This window comes from Shinella zoogloeoides (assembly GCF_030733845.1).
In the GTDB taxonomy this organism is placed as follows: Bacteria; Pseudomonadota; Alphaproteobacteria; order Rhizobiales; family Rhizobiaceae; genus Shinella; species Shinella zoogloeoides_C.
Genome location: NZ_CP132311.1, coordinates 403171 through 424425, shown reverse-complemented (window position 1 = coordinate 424425; position 21255 = coordinate 403171). Strand labels below are relative to the sequence as shown.

Here is a 21255-nt window from a genome sequence, read left to right as displayed (position 1 = left end):
CGCCTCCTAGTGCCGGATACGCGGGTTGACCCAGCCGTAAAGCAGGTCGACCACGAGATTGACGATCATGATGACGGCGGCGATCAGCATCAGCCCGCCCTGCACCACGGCATAGTCGCGCTTGAAGACGCTGTCGACCATCCACTTGCCGATGCCCGGCCAGGAGAAGATCGTCTCGGTGAGGATGGCGCCCGCCAAGAGCACGCCGACCTGCAGGCCGATCGTGGTGATGACGGGGATCATCGCATTGCGCAACGCATGCACGCCAATGACGCGGAAGGGCGAAAGGCCCTTGGCGCGGGCGGTGCGGACATAGTCGTCGCCCAGCACTTCGAGCATGGCCGAGCGCGTCTGGCGCGCGATGACCGCGAGCGGGATCGTCGCGAGCACGACGGTCGGCAAGATCAGGTAGGTCACCGCCGACTTGAAGGCACCCGCCTGCCCCGAGATCAGGCTGTCGATCAGCATGAAGCCGGTGACCTGTGGGAAGAAGTACATCAGCGAGATGCGTCCCGAGACCGGTGTCCAGCCGAGATAGCCGGAGAAGAAGATGATGAGCAGCAGGCCCCACCAGAAGATCGGCATCGAATAGCCGACGAGGGCGACGCCCATGATCGACTGGTCGAGCCAGGTGCCCCGCTTGACCGCAGCCAGCACGCCGGCCGGAATGCCGAGCAGCACCGCGACGATGATGGCGCACAGCGCAAGTTCCAGCGTTGCCGGGAACAGGCTGAGGAAGTCGTCCAGCACCGGCCGCTTGGTGACGATGGACGAACCGAAGTCACCCGTCAGAAGGCCGGTCAGGTAGTCGAAATATTGAATGTACATCGGCCGGTCGAGGCCGAGCTGGTGCATGAGCTCGGTATGTCGTTCCGGAGACATGACGCGTTCACCCGACATCAGCATGACCGGATCGCCCGGCAGAAGTCGAATGAAGGAGAACGCGATGAGCGATACCCCGATGAACGTGGGTATCAGGACGGCGAGCCGTCCGAAGATAAAGCGCAACATGGGAGCCAATCCCTTCTTTCTTGAAAAACCGGCGGCCCGAATGTCTTCGAGCCGCCGGCCATTGCACGCTCTTTGCGGCGTGCCTTTCTCGTAGCCGATATTACTCGGCGATGTCCACGCCTTCGAAGACGAAGTCGCCGAGCGGGGACTGGACGAAGCCAGAAACCTTCTTGCTCATCGGAACGACGGCGAGCGAATGGTCGAGCGTGTTCCACGGCGCTTCGCGCTTGAAGATGACCTGGGCCTCTTCATAGAGCTTGGTGCGCTCTGCGACGTCGGCGGTTTCCTTCGCCTTCGTCATCAGGTCGTCGAACTCCTTGTTGCACCACTGCGCGCGGTTGTTGCCGCCGACGGCGTCGCAACCGAGCAGGGTATCAAGGAAGTTGTCCGGGTCGCCGTTGTCGCCCGTCCAGCCGAGGATGGCCGCGCCGTCGCGGTCCTTGGCGGAGGAGAGCTTCAGGTATTCGGCCCATTCGTAGGAGACGATCTCGGCCGTGACGCCGATCTTGGCGAGGTCGGCCTGCATCAGTTCAGCCGCACGGCGGGCGTTCAGCATGTACGGACGGGCGACCGGCATTGCCCAGATCTTCATCTTGAGATCCTTGACGCCTGCTTCTTCAAGCATCTTCTTGGCGGCTTCCGGATCGAACTTGTCGTCTTCGACGGCATCGTTGTACGACCACATGGTCGGCGGGATCGGGTTCTTCGCCACGGTAGCCGCGCCCTGGAAGACCGCATCAACGATGGCCTGGCGATTGATCGCCATGTTGAGGGCCTTGCGGACCTCCACCTTGTCGAACGGCGGAACGAGCGTGTTGTAGGCGAGGTAGGCGATGTTGAGGCCGGCCTGCTCGGAGACGTGCAGGTTCGGATCGGCCTTCAGTTCGGCGACGTCGGCCGCGTTCGGATAGGACATCAGGTGGCATTCGCCGGCCTTCAGCTTCTGCGCGCGAACGGCAGCATCCGTGGTGATCGCGAAGACGAGGTCGTCGATCGCCTGCTTGCCGCCCCAGTAGTCGGGGTTGGCCTTGTAGCGGATCGCGGCGTCCGGCTGGTAGGCGACGAAGGTGAACGGACCGGTGCCGAGCGGCTGCTGGTTCATCAGCTCCATCTTGCCGTCAGCCTGCAGCTTGTCGGCATATTCCTTCGACACGATCGAGATGAAGGGCATGCCGAGGTTCGCCAGCAGCGGCGCTTCGGGACGCTTCAGCGTGATCTTGACCGTCAGGTCGTCGACCTTCTCGATCTTGTCGAGCACGTCAGGCAGGCCCATGCCGGCGAAGTATTCCCAGGAAGCGCCCGGGACGTACTTGTTCCAGGCATTGTCTTCCTTGTACTGGCGCTCGAAGGAGAAGATCACGTCGTCGGCGTTCAGCTCGCGCGTCGGCGTGAAGTATTCGGTCGTCTGGAACTTGACGCCCTTGCGGAGCTTAAAGGTGTATTCCTTGCCGTCAGCCGAAATTTCCCAGCTCTCGGCCAGCGCAGGCTCGATTTCCGTCGTACCGCGCTTGAATTCCACCAGACGGTTGTAGACCGTGTGCGCTGCCGCGTCGAAGGTCTGACCGCCCGTGTAGAGACCGGGGTCGAAGCCTTCGGGGGAGGCTTCCGAGCAATAGACGAAGGTCTTCGACCAGGCAGCGGAGGCCATCAGCGAGGCAAGCGCCGTCGCAGCGATGAGAGTAGTCAGCTTTTTCATAGTGAGCTTCCCAGATTTGCTTTTTTGTTCTCTTGTGCAGGCACGGGTGCACGTCCAGCCCCGTCCGTGCGCGGATGGAACGACATTTGCCGCAGGATTGCAATAAGTCCGCGAACAAATTTGTCCAAACGGAAAAAACCACGGAACATTATTCTCCACAGCATTAGAAATCGCTCTAAAAACTCGCGCGAATCGCGTTTTCGGCGCGGTCAATCCCCAGCCGGCCGGATAGCTGCGCGGCGGAGGCCGTGCCATAGAGGCGCGACGAGGCGGGAGGGGTCGCCCTTCGCTGTTTCGCACCGTGGCGGCGGCGCGCGACGACAAAGCGAAAGGCGACCCTGCCTCGTTTTCCCTTACCGATCAGCCACTTGGCGGGACGTCGGCCAAGAAAACGCCGCACCCTCGCGAAATTGTCCCGTAAAACCCTTTGCCGCCAGAGATTGCGGCGCTAGATTGCATCGCGTGGAATCTGGGGGTTGGAGGCCACGTGGCCGTATTGAGCAGACATTTCAGGCGGTACGATTTCGAAGGCGATCTTGAGAAGGCTCTCAATCGCGTCGACTTCTTTCGCATCTTTCATACCATGGCCCTGCGTTACGGCTTCGAGCATTTCGGCATCCTTCAACTGACCAACGAGCACGAGACAAGCCTGCTCGCCAGCCGCCTGATGCTGCACGACCTTCCCGCCGGCCTCGCCGAAACCTACGACAAGCGCCACCGCCTCAACGATTCCGCCCTCTTCAAGAGTTTCTACAAGTCGACGATCCCGACGGTCTGGCAGGCATCGGACATGGCGGAGAACGGCTCGGCGGAGGGCTCCGACTTCCTCGACCAGATCGGCTTCGACATGGCGTTGTGCATTCCGGTGCATTCGGTGACCGGCACGCGCTACGTCGTGCTCTTCCTCGGCGATGGCGAGGATATCGGCCGCAACGAACATTTCGAGATCTGCTACGAGGCGAACTGCGCCTTCGACTATTTCCACCGGCAGGTCCTCGCCAACAAGGCGGGCATGGGCCTGACGCCGCGCGAGACCGAAATCCTGCGCTGGATCTCCTATGGCAAGACGGCGAGCGAGATCGCGCTCATCGTGTCCGTCTCCGAGCATACGGTGAACTCGCACACGGCGACGATCCTGAAGAAGCTCGACGTCGTCAACCGCACCCAGATGGTCGCCAAGGCGATCCGCGAGCAGATCATCCAGTAACGTCATAAAACGGGTCCGTGACGTTACCGATAGCAGAGTTAGGGACTTGTTAATATTCGCGGACTGGATGAGAGTAGCCGCGGTTTACGGGGCCTTTCGCCCCACGGACGCAACCAGGTTCACCTGCCACCATGACAGCCCAAGTGCACATCCTGCTCGTCGATGACGATCCCGCGGAAAACGTCATTCTCAGTGCGCTGATGCGCAAGGTCGCAAGCTATGCGATCAGCCTGAACTATGTGGAAACGGTGGACGGTGCGCTGGATTTCATCCGCTCGTCCGGCGTGCGGCTGGACATGATCCTGATGGACAACCGGCTCCAGCCGCAGGCGGATTTCCGGCAAACCGTGCCGGAACTGCGCCGCGCCGGCTATATCGGCCCGGTCGGCGTCATCTCGTCGTCGATCAGCGACGCGTATTTCCAGAAGATCGACGACTACGGCGTCGATTTCCGCATCGACAAGGCCGAACTCGACCCGACGGCCATCGAATTCATCCTGCAGGAATATGTGAAGCGCGACGTCGGCGCCGGGATCTGAAGGGAAACCGGCGTCAGGCCGCCGGCTTCTGGGCCATCGTCGCGTTTTCGAGACCGAGCAGCATGCCGATCTGCGGGCGTGCCTTGACGAGATCGTCGATCGTGTACTGCTGGAGCACCTCGAAGAAGGCGTTCAGCGCCTTGCGCAGCGCCGCGTTCAGGCCGCAGCTGTCGACGAGCGGGCATTCGATCTCGCCCGCCTCGAAACATTCCGCCATGGCGAAGGAATCTTCCGTCACCCGCACCACGTCGAACAGCGTGATCTCCGTTGCCGGCTTGGGCAGGCGCACGCCGCCGTTGCGGCCGCGCACGGTCTCGATGATGCCGCCACGCGTCAGCGGCTGGAGGATCTTGAACAGGAACAGTTCCGAAACGCCGTAGGCCTTGGCGATTTCCGGAATGCGGCTGAGCTTGTCGCCGTTTGCGGCGCAGTACATCAACATGCGCACGGCATAGTTGGTTTGCTTCGTGAGGCGCATGGGAAACTCCGAATCCGGTTTTCAAGTCGGATCACATATAGGGCAGATCGCCGTTTAGAACAATTCCAAAAAGCGGAAAATCACATTCATGTTATGCGAGTGGTCGCATGATTGACTGCGGGGGGCAAGCCGTTAAACACGACTTTAGCAGTTAAGAATAAATGCACCCAGGAGGACCCGATGCAGCTGCTCAAGACGTCCCTCGCCGCCCTTGCCCTCTCGACCGCCGGTCTGGCGCTTGCCGCACCCGCTTTCGCAGACGGCGAAGTCAACATCTACTCCTACCGTCAGCCGGACCTGATCAAGCCGCTGCTCGACGAATTCACCAAGGAGACCGGCATCACCACCAACGTGCTGTTTCTCGACAAGGGCCTTGTCGAGCGCATCCAGGCGGAAGGCGCGAACTCGCCGGCCGACGTCATCCTGACGGTCGACATCGCCCGCCTGACGGAAGCCAAGGAAGGCGGCGTCACGCAGCCGGTCACGAGCGACGTCATCAACAAGGACATCCCGGCGCAGTACCGCGATCCTGATGGCGACTGGTTCGGCCTGACCACCCGCTCGCGCGTCGTCTACGCCTCGAAGGACCGCGTCGCGCAGAACGACATCACCTATGAAGAGCTTGCCGACCCGAAGTGGAAGGGCAAGATCTGCACGCGCGACGGCCAGCATTCCTACAATATCGGCCTGACCGCCGCGATGATCGCCCATCACGGCGAGGCCGAGGCCGAGAAGTGGCTGACCGGCCTCAAGAACAACCTCGCCCGCAAGCCTGACGGCGGCGACCGCGACCAGGCGAAGGCGATCCTGGCCGGCGAATGCGACCTGGCGCTCGGCAATTCCTACTATGTCGGCCTCATGCAGACCAACGAGAAGGAGCCGGAGCAGAAGGAATGGGCAGCCGCCATCAAGGTGCTCTTCCCGAATGCCGGCGACCGCGGCTCGCATGTCAACGTCTCCGGCATGGCCATGGCCAAGAACGCGCCGAACAAGGACAATGCGCTGAAGCTGATGGAATTCCTGTCTGCTGGCACCGCGCAGAAGATCTATGCCGAGCAGGTCTACGAATATCCGGTCCTGCCGGGCGCCGAACCTTCCGACGTCGTGAAGTCCTTCGGCACGCTGAAGCCCGATGCGCTGCCGCTCGTCGACATCGCGGCGAACCGCAAGAAAGCCTCCGAGCTGGTCGACAAGGTCGGCTACAACGACGGTCCGTCGCAGTAAGGTTCCGCCTCAAGGCGAACAGGAAACGGCGGCCTCGGCCGCCGTTTTCGTTATTGCAGGTCCGGATCCGACTGGCCGGAAATGATCCGGGCGTAGTCGATGATGTCCTTCTTGCGCTGCGGCGTGCCCGGATGGGTGGAAAGGATGTTGGTATCCGACTTGTCGCCGAGCTTTTCTTCCAGCAGGCTGAAGAAGCGGGCGATCGCCGTCGGATCGTAGCCCGCCTTGGCCATCAGCTCGACCGAACGACGGTCGGCCTCCGCCTCCGCCGAGCGCGAATAGGAGAGCGCCAGCAGGCCGCCGCCCTGCACCAGCACGTCCTCGACGCTCGACCCGACATCGCCGGCGATCAGCATGATGAGACCGGTCATGCCGGCCGCGCGGTAGAGCTGCCGAAGGCTGTGCTCCAGCTCGACATGGCCGATCTCATGGGCCAGAACGCCGACAATCATCTCTGTGTCGTTGCCCGCCATCTCGACAAGCTGGTCAGTGACGACGAGCGTGCCGTCCGGCAGGGCGAAGGCGTTCGGCCCGATCACGCCGCCGTCGCGGAAATTGAGATTGTAGGCGCTCGCTCCGCGCGGCGACTGCGCGGCGATGCGCGCGAAGCCGTCGGCAATCTCCTTGCGGCGCGCCTCCGGCAGCTTGGACGGCGAGAAGGCGGCCTTGTCGAGCGCCTCGAGCGTGCCCTGCGACATGAGCTCGGGCACGATCGGCGGCGTCGTCAGGATGGCGACCTCGACGAGGGCCGGCACGCCCCAGCGGTAGACCGCACCGCCGAGCGCGAAGGCCAGCAGCACGATGACGATGAGGCGCAGGCGGAACTGTTCCAGCCAGTGCACGAGCCCGGCACCGCCCCTGCCCCGCGCGGCCAGGTAGCGGTCGATGCCGTCATTGTCCCAGGTCTCGAAGATGGAACCGTCGGGAAACGTCACCCGGCGGGGGATGGAGCCGACGCGGCCGGATATCTCCACCCAGGAGAGGCCCGCGCCGGCAAGGGGCTTGTCGCCGCCCGCCGGCATGGCCACGATCTCGCCGTTCCGTTCGACGAGCCGGGCCTCCACCGAGCGGCTGGAGCCGGAGGGGTGCCATTCCCCGCCGGCAATGGCGGCTTTGTCAGAAGCCAAAATCGAACCCTTCGAAGTCCATGAATTCGGAGCCGACGGCGGAGCCCTGTGCCTCGATCCGGCTGAACAGCTCGCCGATGTCGCCGGTAAAGGTAACGCCGGTATGCTCCCAGGTATAGCGCGCCATGCGCACCGCCGCCCAGGGCCGCATCAGGCCGAAGGTCAGGAGCGTCACGATGACGTTTGAAATGGCGATCCAGGTGTAGCGGGTGCGCGAGACGTCGCTCATCAGGCGATGCTGGCCGTCGAAGGTCGTCGCCGACCAGGTGACGTTGCGCACGCCCGCCCGGTAGAACAGGCCGGCAATGCCGAAGCTCGCGAAGAGCACGATATAGCCGATGACCGCGCTGACGATGAGCGGGATCTGCTGTTCCGGCGTCAGCAGGCCGGGCGTCTCGATCATCGGCAGGATGAGCGAGAGGTTCATGAGCACGAGAAGCGCGATGATGCCGAGGCCGACGAGGGCGATGAGGAAGGACAGAAGCCACGACTTGTAGAGCGGGCCGAGCTTCGGATCCGTATCGAACGCCTTGCCGCCGTAGCGCAGGTTCGAGCCGACATAGCGCGCGACCCAGCGGCTGGCGAGCGGCGTCAGGATGCCCAGGGTGATGACGGCAAGCAGGCTGCCGAGGATGAAGGCCTTGAACGCGCCGCCCGCGCCGCCGACGAAATCGAAGCGCACGTTACGATAGCTGGTCACCCGCGCGCTGAAGCGCAGGCCCTTGGCAACGAGCCACGGCAGCGCGATCAGCACCGCGAGCGTCGGCAGCAGAACGAGGATGGGCACCAGCGTCGCGATGACGTTGAGCACGACGAAGGCGCCGAGGACGATGAGGCGGCCGATGAGTATCTGCAGCCCCTTGGCGTGGTATTCGAAGGACCGGCCGAGCAGCACGGTATTGCCATAGAAGTAGCGGTTGCGCCGAACCTTGGCCCAGGCCGAGTAGATGCCGAGCGTGATGATCGTCAGCAGCACGTTGACGATCCAGATACCGAAATATTCCGACGCCTTGCCGGTAAATGTGATGCGATGAAAGCCGCCCGCCTGTCCCGCGGGCGCAGCAGATGCTGCAAATGACATGTTCGCCCCTTCCGAATGCATAGAACACGAGGGGTAAACGGACCGGGCTTCGCCGCTATTCTTCGCAAAGCACAAAAAAGTGGCAATGCAAAAAGGGCCCCCTCGCGGGAGCCCTTTCAATTGTCGGGAGGATCACTTCATCGTCGGGATGGAGAACTCGGCACCGTCCTTGATGCCGGACGGCCAGCGGCTCGTCACGGTCTTGGTGCGGGTCCAGAACTTGATCGAGTCCGTGCCGTGCTGGTTGAGGTCGCCGAAGGACGAGGACTTCCAGCCGCCGAAGGAATGGTAGGCGAGCGGAACCGGGATCGGAACGTTGACGCCGACCATGCCGATGTTGATGCGGCTGGCGAAGTCGCGCGCGGCATCGCCGTCGCGGGTATAGATGGCGACGCCGTTGCCGTATTCGTGCTTCATCGGCAGGTCGAGGGCTTCCTCGTAGTTCTTGGCGCGCACGACGGAGAGGACCGGGCCGAAGATCTCGGTCTTGTAGATTTCCATGTCCGGCGTGACGTTGTCGAACAGGCAGCCGCCGACGAAGTAGCCGTCCTCATAGCCCTGGAGCTTGAAGCCGCGGCCGTCGACGACGAGGTTGGCGCCTTCTTCCACGCCCTTGTCGATCAGGCTGAGGATGCGGGTCTGGGCTTCCTTGGTGACGACCGGGCCCATGTCGGCCTTTTCGTCGGTGTAGGGACCGATGCGCAGGCTCTCGATCATCGGCGTCAGCTTCTCGACGAGGCGGTTGGCGGTTTCCTCGCCGACCGGAACGGCGACCGAGATCGCCATGCAGCGCTCGCCGGCAGAACCGTAGCCGGCGCCCATCAGGGCGTTGCAGGCCTGGTCGAGGTCGGCGTCGGGCATGATGATCATGTGGTTCTTTGCGCCGCCGAAGCACTGGGCGCGCTTGCCGTTGGCAGCAGCCTCGCCATAGACATAGCGGGCGATCGGCGTGGAACCGACGAAGGAAACGCCGGCAATATCAGGATGGGCGAGGATCGCATCGACCGCGCCTTTGTCGCCGTTGACGACGTTGAGGATGCCCGCCGGCAGGCCGGCCTCGATCATCAGTTCGGCAAGGCGGATCGGCAGGGACGGATCGCGCTCGGAGGGCTTCAGGATGAAGGCGTTGCCGCAGGCGATGGCCGGGGCGAACATCCACATCGGGATCATGCCCGGGAAGTTGAACGGCGTGATGCCGGCGCCGATGCCGAGCGGCTGGCGGATCGAGTACATGTCGATGCCCGGGCCGGCGCCTTCCGTGAACTCGCTCTTGGCAAGATGCGGAATGCCGATGACGAATTCGCAGACTTCAAGGCCGCGAATGACGTCGCCCTTGGAGTCTTCCACCGTCTTGCCGTGTTCACGCGACACCAGAACGGCCAGTTCGTCCATGTGCTTGTTCAGGAGCTCGACGAACTTCATGAAGACGCGGGCGCGGCGCTGCGGATTGGTGGCGGCCCACTTCGGCTGCGCGGCAAGGGCGCTGTCGACGGCGGCCTGGAGATCCGCCTCGCTCGCAAGCGCGACCGTCGCCTGAACCTCGCCCGTCGCCGGATTGTAGACGTTCGCGGTGCGGCCGCTGGTGCCGGGAACCTGCTTGCCGTTGATGAAATGGCCGATCTCGTACATGGGGGAGTCCTCCGTGGTTATGGCGAGATCATCGCACTTCAATTTGCACAACTCAATCACCTTGGATAAGGAACCGTTGTGCAAAAATTAAAGCCGGAGGCCATCCATGAACTGGGACGACGCCCGCCTGTTCCTCGCCGTTGCCCGCACCGGGCAGTTGCTCGCCGCCTCCCGCCGCCTCGGCGTCAACCATGCGACCCTGAGCCGCCGGGTCAGCGCCCTGGAAGAGGCGCTGAAGACCCGCCTCCTCATCCGCCGCACCAACGGCTGCGAACTCACCGCCGAGGGCGAGGCGTTCCTGCGCGCGGCCGAGCGGATGGAAACGGAGATGCTGGCCGTACAGGCGAGCATCGGGCGCATCGACACGGCGGTCGCCGGCACGGTGCGCGTCGGCGCGCCGGATGGTTTCGGCGTCTCCTTCCTCGCCCCGCGCCTCGGCCGGCTGACGGCGCGGCACCCGGAACTGAAGATCCAGCTCGTGCCCGTGCCGCGCTCCTTCTCGCTCTCGCAGCGCGAGGCGGATATCGCCATCACGCTGGAGCGGCCGGAACAGGGCCGGCTCGTCTCTTCGAAGCTCACGGATTACACGCTCGGCCTCTATGCCTCGCGCGACTATCTTGAGGAAAACGGCACGCCGGAGACCGTCGAGGACCTCAAGGCGCACCGGCGGGTCGGCTATGTGGAAGACCTCATCTTCACCGCCTCGCTCAATTTCACCGGCGAGATCATGCGCAGCTGGGACGCGAGCTTCGAGATTTCCAGCGCAACCGGCCAGACGGAGGCGGTGCGCTCCGGCGCCGGCGTCGGCATCCTCCACGACTACATCGCCCGGCAGTATGGCGAGCTCGTACGGCTGCTGCCGGCCACGTCGATCCGCCGCGCCTACTGGACGACCTGGCACGAAAGCGCGCGCGACCTGGTACGCGTGCGCACCGTCGCCGAGTTCGTGCAGGAACTCGTGCGGCAGGAACACGCCATGTTCCTCTGACGCCGCTCAGGCATGAATGGGCGGCTGCCCTCTCGCCACGATGAGAATGCCCGCGAGGGAGACGAGCAGCCCTACCGCCATGGCCCAGGACAGCGGCTCGCCGAACATCAGGAAGGCCCAGATCATCGTCACCGGCGGGCTGAGATAGAGGATGGCGGTGACGCGGGCCGGCGAGGATTTGCGCAGCGCCAGATAATAGAGGCTCCAGGCCGCGAAGGTGGCGACGAAGACCAGCCAGAGGATGCCGCCGACGAAGCGCACATCCATGACCGGCAGCACGCCGCCCTCGTGCCAGGCCGGTACAGTGAAGATCGCCGCGGCGGACAGGCACTGGATGCACAGGCTCTGGTAGACCGGCATGGCATTGACCGGGCTGCGCTTCTGCAACAGGGTCGCCAGCGCCAGCGACAGGGTGCCCAGTACGGGAAGGCCGTAGGCCCACAGCGGCACGTTGCCGAAATCCAGCGACCAGCCGGAGGCGATGATCACGCCCGCAAGGCCGATGAAGGAGCCGATCCACTGGCGACCCGTCAGGGCCTGCCCCAGAATGGGCCAGGAGAGGAACGCAACGGCGAGCGGCAGCATGTCGGTGATCAGCGCGACGAGGCCGGTCGGCACGCCGAACGAGATCGCCAGCGCGAAACCCGAGAGATAGCCGGCCATGGCCAGCGCACCGAGCAGGATCTGGAAGGCGATGTCCCTCACGCGCATCCTCGGGCCCATCGTGAGGGCGAAGGGCAGCAGCACCAGGCCGGAAACCAGGCTTCGCCAGAGCAGGATCAGGAAGATCGGCGCGTGATCGCTGGCAAAGCGCACGCCGATGAAGCCGGCGCTCCAGCTCACCACCAGCGCCGCCTCAAGGAGGACGAGGACGGCAAGCGCCAGGAACCGACCGGGCCGGCGATGCGGCAGCGCCGCGATATCCATGGATGTCATAGCCGGTCCATGATCGAGATGGCGATCTTGCGGGCTGCCTTCAGCCGCCCGTCATGCCCGTCGAGACCCGCGCGGGCCATGGCGCCCTCCAGCACGAAGGAGAGATGCTCGGCCGTCTCGTCGATCGCGGCGGCGCCGGCATCCGGCTTCATGTCGCGCAGGCATTCCCTGAAGAGCTGCTCGGCCTCTTCCTTTTGCAACGCGACCGTCGCCCGGCCGGCATCGCCGACGGGGAGTTCGGCGGCGGCATTGAGCAGGCCGCAGCCGCGGAAACCCCAGCCATAGGCGAGGTCGGCGTGATCGACATAGGAATCGAACACGGCAAGCAGGCGCTCGCGCGGCGTCATGGCCTCGGCCAGCCGCCCACGGTAAAGGCCATGCCACTCCTGCAGCCGCGCATCGAGATAGGCCTTCACCAGATCGGACTTGGAGGAGAAATTGTTGTAGAGGCTCATCTTCGCGACGCCGGCATGGGCCGTGATCGTGTCGATCCCCGTCGCCCCTACCCCGTCCCGATAAAACAATTCCGCAGCCGCCTTCAGCAACCGCTCCCGCGCCGGCACTCGTTCGCTCATCACGCATCCTCGATAATTATATAGACCGATCTACCTATTTTCTTCGTTTGTCAAGGGAGGCGCCCGCCGAGCTTGAAGCAAGTGCGTGGCGTCAGAAGAGAGGAGATGCGGATTTTCGAAGTTTGCGTGCCAGAGACATTATGGACGTCGGGTGTATCTGCCCGGTCCGCGATAATGCCATGTCGAAAGAGGGAGAGGAGAGTATTCCTCTCTCCCAATAAGTCCTTGGTAGACCGGAGACTTATCAGGAGAGAGGAATGGTACGGTTGAGTGGGGTCGAACCACCGACCTCAGGTGCCACAAACCTGCGCTCTAACCAACTGAGCTACAACCGCACAAGGCGCGTCCGACGCGCTTGGTGCGTCACATACGGGCAGCCGCACCATTTTTCAAGCGTTTTCTGCAACGCCGCAAACGAAAATGGCCGGACAATCGCCCGGCCATTCTAACACATGGTCTAAACCTACGCTATGCGACGGTTCAGACGGTCTTGAAGGACTTCGTGGCCTTTTCAGCGGCCGACTTGCCGGGCGCTGCGACCTTTTCGGCAACCTTCTTGGAGGTTTCCTGAAGGGACTTCGCCTGCTCGACGACGACTTCGGCCTGCTTGCGCAGGAAGGCCGTCTGCAGTTCGAAGAGCTCGGAAACGGACTTCACGCCGAGCAGGGCTTCCATGTGCGAAAGCGAGTTCTCGGCATTGGTGCGGAGCGCTTCGATGGCCTTGAGGCCGAGTTCGACGGAGCCGGCCTGCGCGTTTTCGAGCGTCGCTTCAACGGTCTTCGTTGCGTCTTCGGCGGCTTCCTTCATCTTGGCATAGGCTTCCTTGGTCTGCGCTGCGCCCTTTTCGGCGAAGTCGCGGAAGCTTTCGGAAAGCTTGGCCGGGTCGATGGATGCGATGGAGAATACGTCGTCGGTCTTCTTGGTAGCCATTGTCTGCGCTCCTTGGTTTGGCCCTCTACAGAGGCGCCGTGTTCTTGGATGGCGTCTATATAGTCGATCCTATTTCGCATTGCAACAATTTTGTGCGCTGCACAATAAATCAGGCAGGGCGTTAACCCTTCCAGTCGAAACCCCGGGCGCGCGAGGGGCTGGCGCTGGACCCTCCGCACCTGCGCCGCTATTAATAAAGCGTTAATGGAAAGCCGGGACGCCGGATCGAGATGCAGGCCTGAACATGTCCGCAAAGCAGTATCCCTTTATCGACGTCGCCGTCCACGAGCGGGTGCGCCTGCCCTTTTCCCGGGGCGAGGCGGTCGTGCTGTTTTCGAAGGACATGGCCCGCGTGCTCTGGTCGAACGGCCGGGGCGCGGCCCTCTTCGGGCAGGACAATATCTACGACTTCCTCGATGCCGGCCCCGACCGCGCCGACGTCGCCTTTCGCCAGCTCGCGGCAACCGCGCGGCAAGTGCAGGCGCCGGGCGAGCGCCGCAGTTTCCTCATGCGCATCGGCAACGGCTTTCGCAGCGTGCCGGTGAGCGCCACGGTCGAGGGCGTCACCATCCGCCCCGGCGAAGAGGCGATCCTTTTCAGCGCGCCGGTTGCCGGCGCCCGGCAGAGCCAGGAGGAAGCCGCCGCCGCCATGCTGGCCGGCTTCGACGATCCGGACACGCACATGGCCGTGCTCGACGGCCAGGGCGCCGTCGTCGCCGCCTCTGATGGTTTCGATAGCCTTGCCATAGGCCCGGAAACGCGCCGCGTGCTCGTCGAGGCCGCCGGCCGCAGCGCGGAACACCTCGTCAAGCGCCCCATCGCCACCGGCCGCGGCCACCTGCCGGCCGCCATCGGCCGCATCTCCAACGATCCGGCGCTGCACCTGCTCTTCGCCGTCGAGACCATCCTTGGGCATCTCGACCCCGATGAGGACGATGCGCAGCCCGCCGCTGAGACCATAGCCGGGGCTGAACCGGCAGCCGAACTGGTCTCCCCGCTCGCCGACCTGCCAGAAACCCAGGCCGAAACAGCAGTAGAAGAACAAGACGCGGCTTCCGAACAGGCGAACGCCGAAGAAGACGCAGTCCATGATGACAGCACCGTAGAAGAAGACCAGCCGGAGAGCTCGGTCGAGGACGCCATCGGCGAACCAGTCGAAGACGTTTCATCCGGGATCGAAGAGCCGGCGGAATCGGCATTGGAAGATGCCGCCTCGCCTGAAGCCGTGACGGAAGAGACCGTTTCAGACGAAACCCCGGCGGTAAGCGAGCCTGCCGAGGAGAAGGCCGGTTTCGTCTTCAACCCGCAGGGCCGGCCGATCCGCTTCGTGTGGAAGATCGATGCCGAGGGTCGGTTCAGCGAGATTTCGGAAGAATTCGCCGCTGCCGTCGGCCCGCATGCCGCGGCCATCTCCGGCGCGCGCTTCGGCGACGTCGCCGCCCGCTTCGACCTCGATCCAGACGGCAAGATCGGCGACCTGCTCGGCCGCCGCGACACCTGGTCCGGCAAGACGATCCTCTGGCCGGCCGAGGGCACCAACCTCGTCGTTCCTGTCGATCTCGCGGCCCTGCCGACCTATTCGCGCAACCGCGAATTCGATGGCTTCCGCGGATTCGGTATCGTGCGCATCGCGGATGCAGCGCCCGACCCGCATGCACGCGGCCTTTCGCTCGGCGAAGCCGCCGGAGAACCGGATGTCCAGGCGGCCCTGATCGAGGAAACTCTTGCCGAGGAAACGGGCACCCTCCTGGAGAGCGCCGCCGAGGAGACGTTAGAAACTACGTCGGAGATGGCAGACGAAGCGCTCAAAACACTCGATGACATGTCTATCGCGGCTGAGGACGAGATCGCGGATGCCGACGTCGCCGAAGCGACGGATGAGCCCACCCTGCCCGAGGCGGATGACACGCAGGCGACGCCCGACGACGAGCAGGACGCCTTCCGCGGCGAGCGCCCGGCGCTGCGCCTCGTCGAAAATCCGGCCCGCCGCCATTCCGACAAGATCGTGCAGCTCGAAACCCGGCGCAACCGTGGCGGCCTTTTCGACGGTCTTTCGACGGGCGAACAGGCGGCATTCCGCGAGATCGCCCGCCAGCTCGGCGAGACCTTCGGCAAGCGCAAGCCCGAGGACCGGCCGCCTGTCGAGGCCGTGCCAGAAGACAGCCCGGCCGATCCCGAAGCACGCATCGACAACGAGCCGGCCGCCGAAGAACCGGTCAAGGAACCCGCCGCCGGCGAGAGCGCGACGGAGATGCCGGGGCTCGAAATCGGCCCGCATGCCGACGATCTTCTGCATGACGACCATGCGGAGCGCGGCTTCGCGCCCTCGCGCCGGCAGATGGATTATGGCCTGACCGCGGCCGTGGTGGATGTGCTGCCCGTCGCCCTGCTCGTGCATGTCGGCGACCGGCTCATCCATGCCAATCCGGAATTCTTCCGCCTGACCGGCTATGCGGGCCTCGAAGATCTCGAAGCCTCGGGCGGGCTCGATATCCTGCTCGCTGGCCCCGACGAAGACGCCGAGGACGGCGACGGCACCATGGCGCTGCGCCATGCCGACGGCGAGAGCACAAGCGCCGTTCGCGCCCGCCTCCAGTCGATTCGCTGGGAGGACGGCACAGCGCTCATGCTGGCGCTGACGCCGGCGCATGAAAAGCCGGTGCTGACGCTGGTCGATACGCCCGCCACCCCGGCGGAATCGGAGGAGAGAGCCAGCGACCAGGCCGCCGCGTCAGCCCTTCGCATCGAGGTCAGCGAACTGCGCTCGATCCTCGAAACCGCGACGGATGGCGTCGTGGTCGTCGGCCAGGACGGCGACATCCGCTCGATGAACCGTTCGGCAAGCGCCCTCTTCAACTATGACGAGGACGAGACGCGCGGCCGGCCGTTCGCGATGCTGTTCGCCCATGAAAGCCAGAAGGCGGTGCTGGATTATCTCGCCGGCCTTTCCGGCCACGGCGTGGCGAGCGTGCTCAACGACGGGCGCGAGGTCATCGGCCGCGAGGCGTCCGGCGGCTTCATCCCACTCTTCATGACGATGGGCCGCCTCTCCTCGTCCTCCGGTTTCTGCGCCGTCATCCGCGACATCACGCAGTGGAAGCGCACGGAAGAGGAGCTGCGCAACGCCAAGCGCGCGGCCGAGACGGCCAATGCCCACAAGAGCGACTTCCTCGCCCGCGTCAGCCATGAGATCCGCACGCCGCTCAATGCCATTATCGGCTTTTCCGACATGATGGCCACGGAGCGCTTCGGCCCCATCGGGCACCCGCGCTACATCGAATATGCCAACGACATCGGCCGCTCCGGCCGCCATGTGCTCGACATCGTCAACGACCTGCTCGACATCTCGAAGATCGAGGCAGGCGAGATGGAGCTGGAATTCACGGCGGTCGGCCTCAACGAGACCATCGCGGAGGCCGTCTCGCTGGTGCAGCCGCAGGCGAACGCCCAGCGGGTCATCATCCGCACCTCGCTCTCGGCCAATGTGCCGCAGATCGTGGCGGATCTGCGCTCGATCAAGCAGATCGCGCTCAACATCCTGTCGAACGCCATCCGCTTCACGCCGTCGGGCGGGCAGATCGTCGTCTCCACGGCCTATGAGCCGAACGGCAGCGTCGTGCTGCGCATCCGCGATACCGGCGTCGGCATGACGCGCAGCGAGCTGGAACAGGCGATGAAGCCCTTCCGGCAGGTGACGACGGGCGCGCGCAAGCGCGGCGACGGCACCGGCCTCGGCCTGCCGCTGACCAAGGCGATGGTGGACGCCAACCGGGCGAATTTCGTCATCAATTCCACGCCGAACGAAGGCACGCTGGTCGAAGTGATCTTTCCCTCGCCCCGCGTGTTGGCAGATTGACCGGGTTGGTCTAGACCGGGCGAAACGCCCGTCGTCGAGGTGAAGCCTTGCAGGTCCTTTCTGAAAGCGTAGCGGCGCGCCGCCGGCGCCGCCTTTCCGGTGCAGCCCGCCACCCGCTCCTTTCGGCCTCCGCCGTGCTCGCGGCGGCCATCGTGCTGATGCCGGCCATCGCCATCCTCGTCATCGCCGCGACGGGCGGCACCGACAACTGGCCGCATCTCCTCAGCAATGTCATTCCGCGCGCGACGCTGCGCACGCTGATCCTGCTCGCCGGGGTCGGCGCGATCACGACGGTCGTCGGCGTCGTCACGGCCTGGCTGGTGGCGAGCTGCGACTTTCCGGGGCGCCGCGTGCTGTCCGGCCTGCTCGTCCTGCCGCTCGCCATTCCCGCCTATCTCGGCGCCTATGCCTTTGCCGAGTTCTTCTCGTTCACCGGGCCGGTGCAGACGGGTTGGCGCGCGCTCTTCGGCTTTCAGACGAGCCGGGACTACTGGTTTCCCGAGGTCCGCACGACCGGCGGGGCGATGCTGGTGCTGTCCAGCGTGCTCTATCCCTATATCTATCTTGCCGCCCGCTCGATGTTCCTGATGCAGGGGCGGGCGGCGGCGGATGTGGCCCGCACGCTCGGCGCCGGGCCGCTGAAAGTGTTCGCGCGGATCCAGATCCCCATGGCGCGGCCGGCGATCATGGTGGGGCTGACGCTCGTGGCCATGGAGACGCTGAACGATATCGGCGCGGTCGAATATCTCGGCGTGCAGACGCTCACCTTCTCGATCTTCGATACCTGGCTCAACCGCGGCAGCCTTGCCGGCGCGGCACAGATCGCCTGCGTCATGCTCGTCTTCGTCGTCTGCCTCATGATGGTCGAACGCGCCGCGCGCCGCCGCCAGCGTTTCGCCAGCCAGAAGACCACCGCCGCCGTGCACGATTCCGTGCGGCTCAGGCTCAAGGGCTGGAAGAAATGGGCGGCAAGCCTCGCCTGCCTCCTGCCGCCGGTGATCGGCTTTGCCATTCCGGTCTTCGTGCTCGGCGGCTATGCCGCGCGGCGCCTCGACCAGTTCGTCTCGACGCGGCTTCTTTCCGCGCTCTGGAACAGCGTGCTCGTATCCGGCTCGACGGCGCTGATCGCCGTTCTCATCGCCTTCCTGCTCGCCTATGCAGCGCGCACGACGCGTTCGCGGTTGAACGCGGTCGCCGGGCGCTTCGCCTCGTTCGGCTACGGCGTGCCGGGGACGGTGCTGGCCATGGGCGTGCTGATCCCGCTCGCCAATTTCGACAATGCGGTCGATGCCTTCCTGCGCGCGCAGTTCGGCATCTCGACCGGCCTTCTTCTCTCGGGCACAGGCTTTGCCATCATCTATGCGTGCACGGTGCGGTTCCTGATGATGGCGGAGGGCACGATCGACGCTGGCTTTCACAAGCTCTCCCCGCATCTCGACATGGCCTCGCGCACCTTGGGGCGCACCAGCAGCCAGACGCTCTTCAGCGTGCTGCTGCCCATGATGCGGCCGGCGACGCTGACGGCGGCGCTGCTCGTCTTCATCGAAACGATGAAGGAACTGTCGGCGACGATCATGCTGCGCCCGTTCAACTTCAACACGCTGGCGACGCTCGTCTATGAAGATGCCTCGCGGGCGAAGGTGGAGGATGCCGGCGTGCCGGCGCTCATCATCGTCGCGGTCGGGCTCATACCCGTCTTCCTCGTCTCGCGTTCGCTCGACGGCAAGAACGGCTAAAAAAGAGGGCGGCAAAAGCCGCCCCGATAGTTGAATGCTGTCCAACGAAAGCGAAGGTGAACGGCCTCATGCCATCGGGCCGGGTGCGACCGGAACGCCCGTCATCGGGCGCGCTCAAGTTGGCACGACCTTGCGCCGTTCCGGTTTAACAAATCCTTACCTGAACGGTTCCGGCACGAACCTTTCGTTCACAACTTCGCGCGTTTGGTTAATGCGGGAGACGGAAATCGTTAATCCCGGCAAGAGGCGGACGTCCGGCTTTCGTTCGCCGTTTTCGGGCGCCCTTGCACGATAATCGAAGGCTATTCCATTTCACCGGCATTTGATTTCTTCCGCACGAGCGCCTATCCCCGTCTTGCTTGAGATACGAATGCCCCGGCATAGGAACCGCGCCGAATGACCCTGTCCCGTTTTCTCCGATCGAAGCTCCTGGTGCGGGGGATTCTCGGTGTCATCGTCGTCGCCGCGGCGCTGCGCATCGCATTTCCCTTCCTCGTGCAGACGGAGACCGTGGCGCAGGGCATCGAGCAGACGCTGGAGAACTGGACGGGTGCAGAGGTGCATGTCGGCAAGAGCGCCGAATTCGTGTTCTGGCCCTATCCGCGCGTGACGCTGGGCAATGTGCGCATCGTCGGCGGCAAGGGCGATGCGGGCGGCGAGCTGGCCTCGATCGAAACCATGTCCGCGACCTTCGACCTTCTCGGCGCGGTGCGCGGCGAACCGGAATTCAGCGATTTCGAGCTCGTCCGGCCGGCCATCCATGTCGGCTGGAACGCCGACGGCGTGTTCAACTGGCGGCACAGCGGCTGGATGATGCAGGCGATCGACGCGACCGCCTCCACGCCCAAGGGGCAGGCGGCGGAGCTGACGGACGAACGCATCGGCACGATTTCCATTCGCGACGGCATTCTCGATGTCGCGCGTGCCGAAGGCGGTCCGTACCGCATCACCGACATCAACGGCAGCCTGACCTGGCCCGCCTTGCGCCAGCGCCTCGACCTTTCCCTTTCCGGCGTCCTCAATGGCGAGATGACCCGCTGGACCTTCGCCAGCGACCAGCCGCTCGCTTTGCTTGCCGGACGAGACGCCCCGGTGCGCACCAACATTTCGGCCGATCCGACGACGGTCAATTTCGAAGGCACGGCCAATCTTTCCGGCAATGCCTTCGTTTCCGGCGCCCTGCAACTCGCCACCCCGTCGCTGAGCCGCATGCTCGCCTGGCAGGGCAAGGACATTCCGGCAGTCGGCAATATCGGCCAGTTGAATGTCGAGGCGAACATCGCGACGTCGGGCTATTCGGCCAAGCTGGAGAATGTGAAACTCACGCTCGACAACGCGCAGGCGACCGGCGTGCTCGACATCGCCATGCCGCCGGAAGGCGTGCCGCAGGTGGGCGGCACGCTCGCCTTCGACCGGATGAACCTGCGTGCGTTCCTGACGGCCTTTTCGCCGCTATCCGGCACCGACGAGAATGCGCCGACCATCGATACGGCCTTCATCCACCAGTTCGGCATGGACCTGCGCCTTTCGGCCAAGACGGCCGATTTTTCGCCTTTCTCGCTGCAGAACCTTGCCGCCGGCATGCGCATCGAAAACGGACGCGCCTCGTTCGACATCGGCGACAGCACCTTCCTCGACGGCCGCATGACCGGGCGCATCGCACTTTCGGAGAACGGCTTTCGCGGCGGCGGCCAGTTGCAGATGTCGGTGAGCAATGTGGATATCGGCGCCATCGTCGGCGCGCTGGCCTTGCCGGGCCCGCTGCCGAGCGGCATCGGCTCGGCCGATTTCGAGCTTTCGACGGACCGCCCGCTCTGGGCAACGACGGCCTCCGACATGTCCGGCCGGTTTCGGCTGCGCATGGGAACGGGCACGCTCACCCATTTCAACCGCCAGGCCTTCGAGGAACGCGCGGCGCGCAACGCCTTCTTCAACATCTCGGAGACCGCCAACGGCTCCTTCGACTTCACGCGCGCGGACGTGGAGGCGCGGCTCGACCGCGGGCTTGCCGAACTCACCAAGGCGGAAATCGAAGGCAACGAGAAGCTGCTGACGCTGTCGGGCATGATTCCCTACCGCACCGGCAGCGTCGCCCTGGCCGGCACGCTCGCCGACCGGCCGCAGGCAGGGGCGACGGCCGTCAAGCCGCCCATCAGCTTCTTCGTCGGCGGGTCCTGGCCGGAGCCGGTCATCTCGCCGATCTCCATCCTGACGGGGCAGCAGCCCCGCCAGTAGAGCCCTC

General features: G+C 64.5%; 17 protein-coding genes and 1 tRNA gene. 7 read left to right on the top strand and 11 right to left on the bottom strand.

Going from position 1 to position 21255, the window contains the following annotated elements; genetic code table 11:
- Nucleotides 1–6: 6 nt before the first annotated feature.
- The 3 genes from Q9316_RS03020 to Q9316_RS03010 all read right to left on the bottom strand — a co-directional run bounded on the left by Q9316_RS03020 (nt 7) and on the right by Q9316_RS03010 (nt 3317).
- Complete coding sequence (locus Q9316_RS03020) at nt 7–1011, bottom strand: ABC transporter permease subunit (RefSeq protein ID WP_306033783.1); 1005 nt, start codon at nt 1009–1011, stop codon at nt 7–9.
- A gap of 100 nt (nt 1012–1111) precedes the next feature.
- Entirely contained in the window at nt 1112–2707 is a 1596-nt protein-coding gene (locus tag Q9316_RS03015) for an ABC transporter substrate-binding protein (protein WP_306033782.1), read from the bottom strand.
- Nucleotides 2708–3155: 448 nt separating this feature from the next.
- Nucleotides 3156–3317 carry a hypothetical protein gene (locus tag Q9316_RS03010; RefSeq protein WP_306033781.1) on the bottom strand — a complete coding sequence of 54 codons (162 nt, stop codon included), beginning with the start codon at nt 3315–3317 and terminating at the stop codon, nt 3156–3158.
- On the opposite strand from Q9316_RS03010, the gene Q9316_RS03005 reads away from it, so the two are divergent.
- Together Q9316_RS03005 and Q9316_RS03000 are read left to right on the top strand one after the other, a co-directional pair.
- Nucleotides 3291–3914: a helix-turn-helix transcriptional regulator gene (locus tag Q9316_RS03005; protein ID WP_306033780.1), complete on the top strand. Its 624-nt coding sequence runs from the start codon at nt 3291–3293 to the stop codon at nt 3912–3914. The two genes, Q9316_RS03010 and Q9316_RS03005, sit on opposite strands and share 27 nt — an antisense overlap.
- A gap of 131 nt (nt 3915–4045) precedes the next feature.
- Nucleotides 4046–4453, top strand: a complete 408-nt coding sequence (locus tag Q9316_RS03000) for a response regulator (RefSeq protein ID WP_306033779.1) — start codon at nt 4046–4048, stop codon at nt 4451–4453.
- Between the two features lie 13 nt (nt 4454–4466).
- On the opposite strand, the gene rirA is transcribed toward Q9316_RS03000, so the two are convergent.
- Nucleotides 4467–4931: an iron-responsive transcriptional regulator RirA gene (gene rirA, locus Q9316_RS02995; RefSeq protein ID WP_306033778.1), complete on the bottom strand. Its 465-nt coding sequence runs from the start codon at nt 4929–4931 to the stop codon at nt 4467–4469.
- A 180-nt stretch (nt 4932–5111) separates the two neighbouring features.
- Here rirA and Q9316_RS02990 point away from each other — a divergent pair, with 180 nt between their 5' ends.
- A complete protein-coding gene (locus Q9316_RS02990) occupies nt 5112–6155 on the top strand; it encodes a Fe(3+) ABC transporter substrate-binding protein (protein ID WP_306033777.1) in 1044 nt (347 codons plus the stop codon).
- 50 nt (nt 6156–6205) lie between these two features.
- Here the strand turns inward: Q9316_RS02990 and Q9316_RS02985 are convergent, their stop codons facing one another.
- The 3 genes from Q9316_RS02985 to Q9316_RS02975 form a co-directional block, all read right to left on the bottom strand.
- The gene (locus Q9316_RS02985; RefSeq protein ID WP_306033776.1) at nt 6206–7282 is read right to left on the bottom strand and encodes a M48 family metallopeptidase; all 1077 of its coding nucleotides are present in this window, start codon (nt 7280–7282) and stop codon (nt 6206–6208) included.
- Entirely contained in the window at nt 7272–8363 is a 1092-nt protein-coding gene (locus Q9316_RS02980; RefSeq protein ID WP_306033775.1) for a YjgN family protein, read from the bottom strand. The genes Q9316_RS02985 and Q9316_RS02980 overlap by 11 nt, the downstream gene beginning before the upstream one ends.
- A 132-nt stretch (nt 8364–8495) precedes the next feature.
- Entirely contained in the window at nt 8496–9992 is a 1497-nt protein-coding gene (locus tag Q9316_RS02975) for a CoA-acylating methylmalonate-semialdehyde dehydrogenase (RefSeq protein WP_306033774.1), read from the bottom strand.
- A 106-nt stretch (nt 9993–10098) separates the two neighbouring features.
- On the opposite strand from Q9316_RS02975, the gene Q9316_RS02970 reads away from it, so the two are divergent.
- Nucleotides 10099–10980: a LysR family transcriptional regulator gene (locus Q9316_RS02970; RefSeq protein ID WP_306033773.1), complete on the top strand. Its 882-nt coding sequence runs from the start codon at nt 10099–10101 to the stop codon at nt 10978–10980.
- A gap of 6 nt (nt 10981–10986) precedes the next feature.
- Here Q9316_RS02970 and Q9316_RS02965 read toward each other — a convergent pair whose 3' ends face one another.
- The 4 genes from Q9316_RS02965 to Q9316_RS02950 all read right to left on the bottom strand — a co-directional run bounded on the left by Q9316_RS02965 (nt 10987) and on the right by Q9316_RS02950 (nt 13421).
- Nucleotides 10987–11916, bottom strand: a complete 930-nt coding sequence (locus tag Q9316_RS02965) for a DMT family transporter (RefSeq protein WP_306033772.1) — start codon at nt 11914–11916, stop codon at nt 10987–10989.
- Nucleotides 11913–12491: a TetR/AcrR family transcriptional regulator gene (locus Q9316_RS02960; RefSeq protein WP_306033771.1), complete on the bottom strand. Its 579-nt coding sequence runs from the start codon at nt 12489–12491 to the stop codon at nt 11913–11915. Before Q9316_RS02960 ends, Q9316_RS02965 begins: the two co-directional genes overlap by 4 nt.
- 258 nt (nt 12492–12749) lie before the next feature.
- Nucleotides 12750–12826 (bottom strand) — tRNA-His (locus Q9316_RS02955).
- Between the two features lie 145 nt (nt 12827–12971).
- Nucleotides 12972–13421 (bottom strand): phasin, encoded by a 450-nt coding sequence (locus tag Q9316_RS02950; protein WP_306033770.1) that lies wholly within the window; start codon nt 13419–13421, stop codon nt 12972–12974.
- Between the two features lie 244 nt (nt 13422–13665).
- Here Q9316_RS02950 and Q9316_RS02945 point away from each other — a divergent pair, with 244 nt between their 5' ends.
- The 3 genes from Q9316_RS02945 (at nt 13666) to Q9316_RS02935 (ending at nt 21248) form a co-directional block, all read left to right on the top strand.
- Nucleotides 13666–17277, top strand: a complete 3612-nt coding sequence (locus tag Q9316_RS02945; RefSeq protein ID WP_306033769.1) for an ATP-binding protein — start codon at nt 13666–13668, stop codon at nt 17275–17277.
- A 158-nt stretch (nt 17278–17435) separates the two neighbouring features.
- On the top strand, nt 17436–19013 hold the full coding sequence (locus Q9316_RS02940) for an ABC transporter permease (protein WP_371877987.1): 1578 nt from the start codon (nt 17436–17438) through the stop codon (nt 19011–19013).
- 396 nt (nt 19014–19409) lie between these two features.
- Complete coding sequence (locus Q9316_RS02935; protein WP_306033767.1) at nt 19410–21248, top strand: AsmA family protein; 1839 nt, start codon at nt 19410–19412, stop codon at nt 21246–21248.
- Nucleotides 21249–21255: the final 7 nt, after the last annotated feature.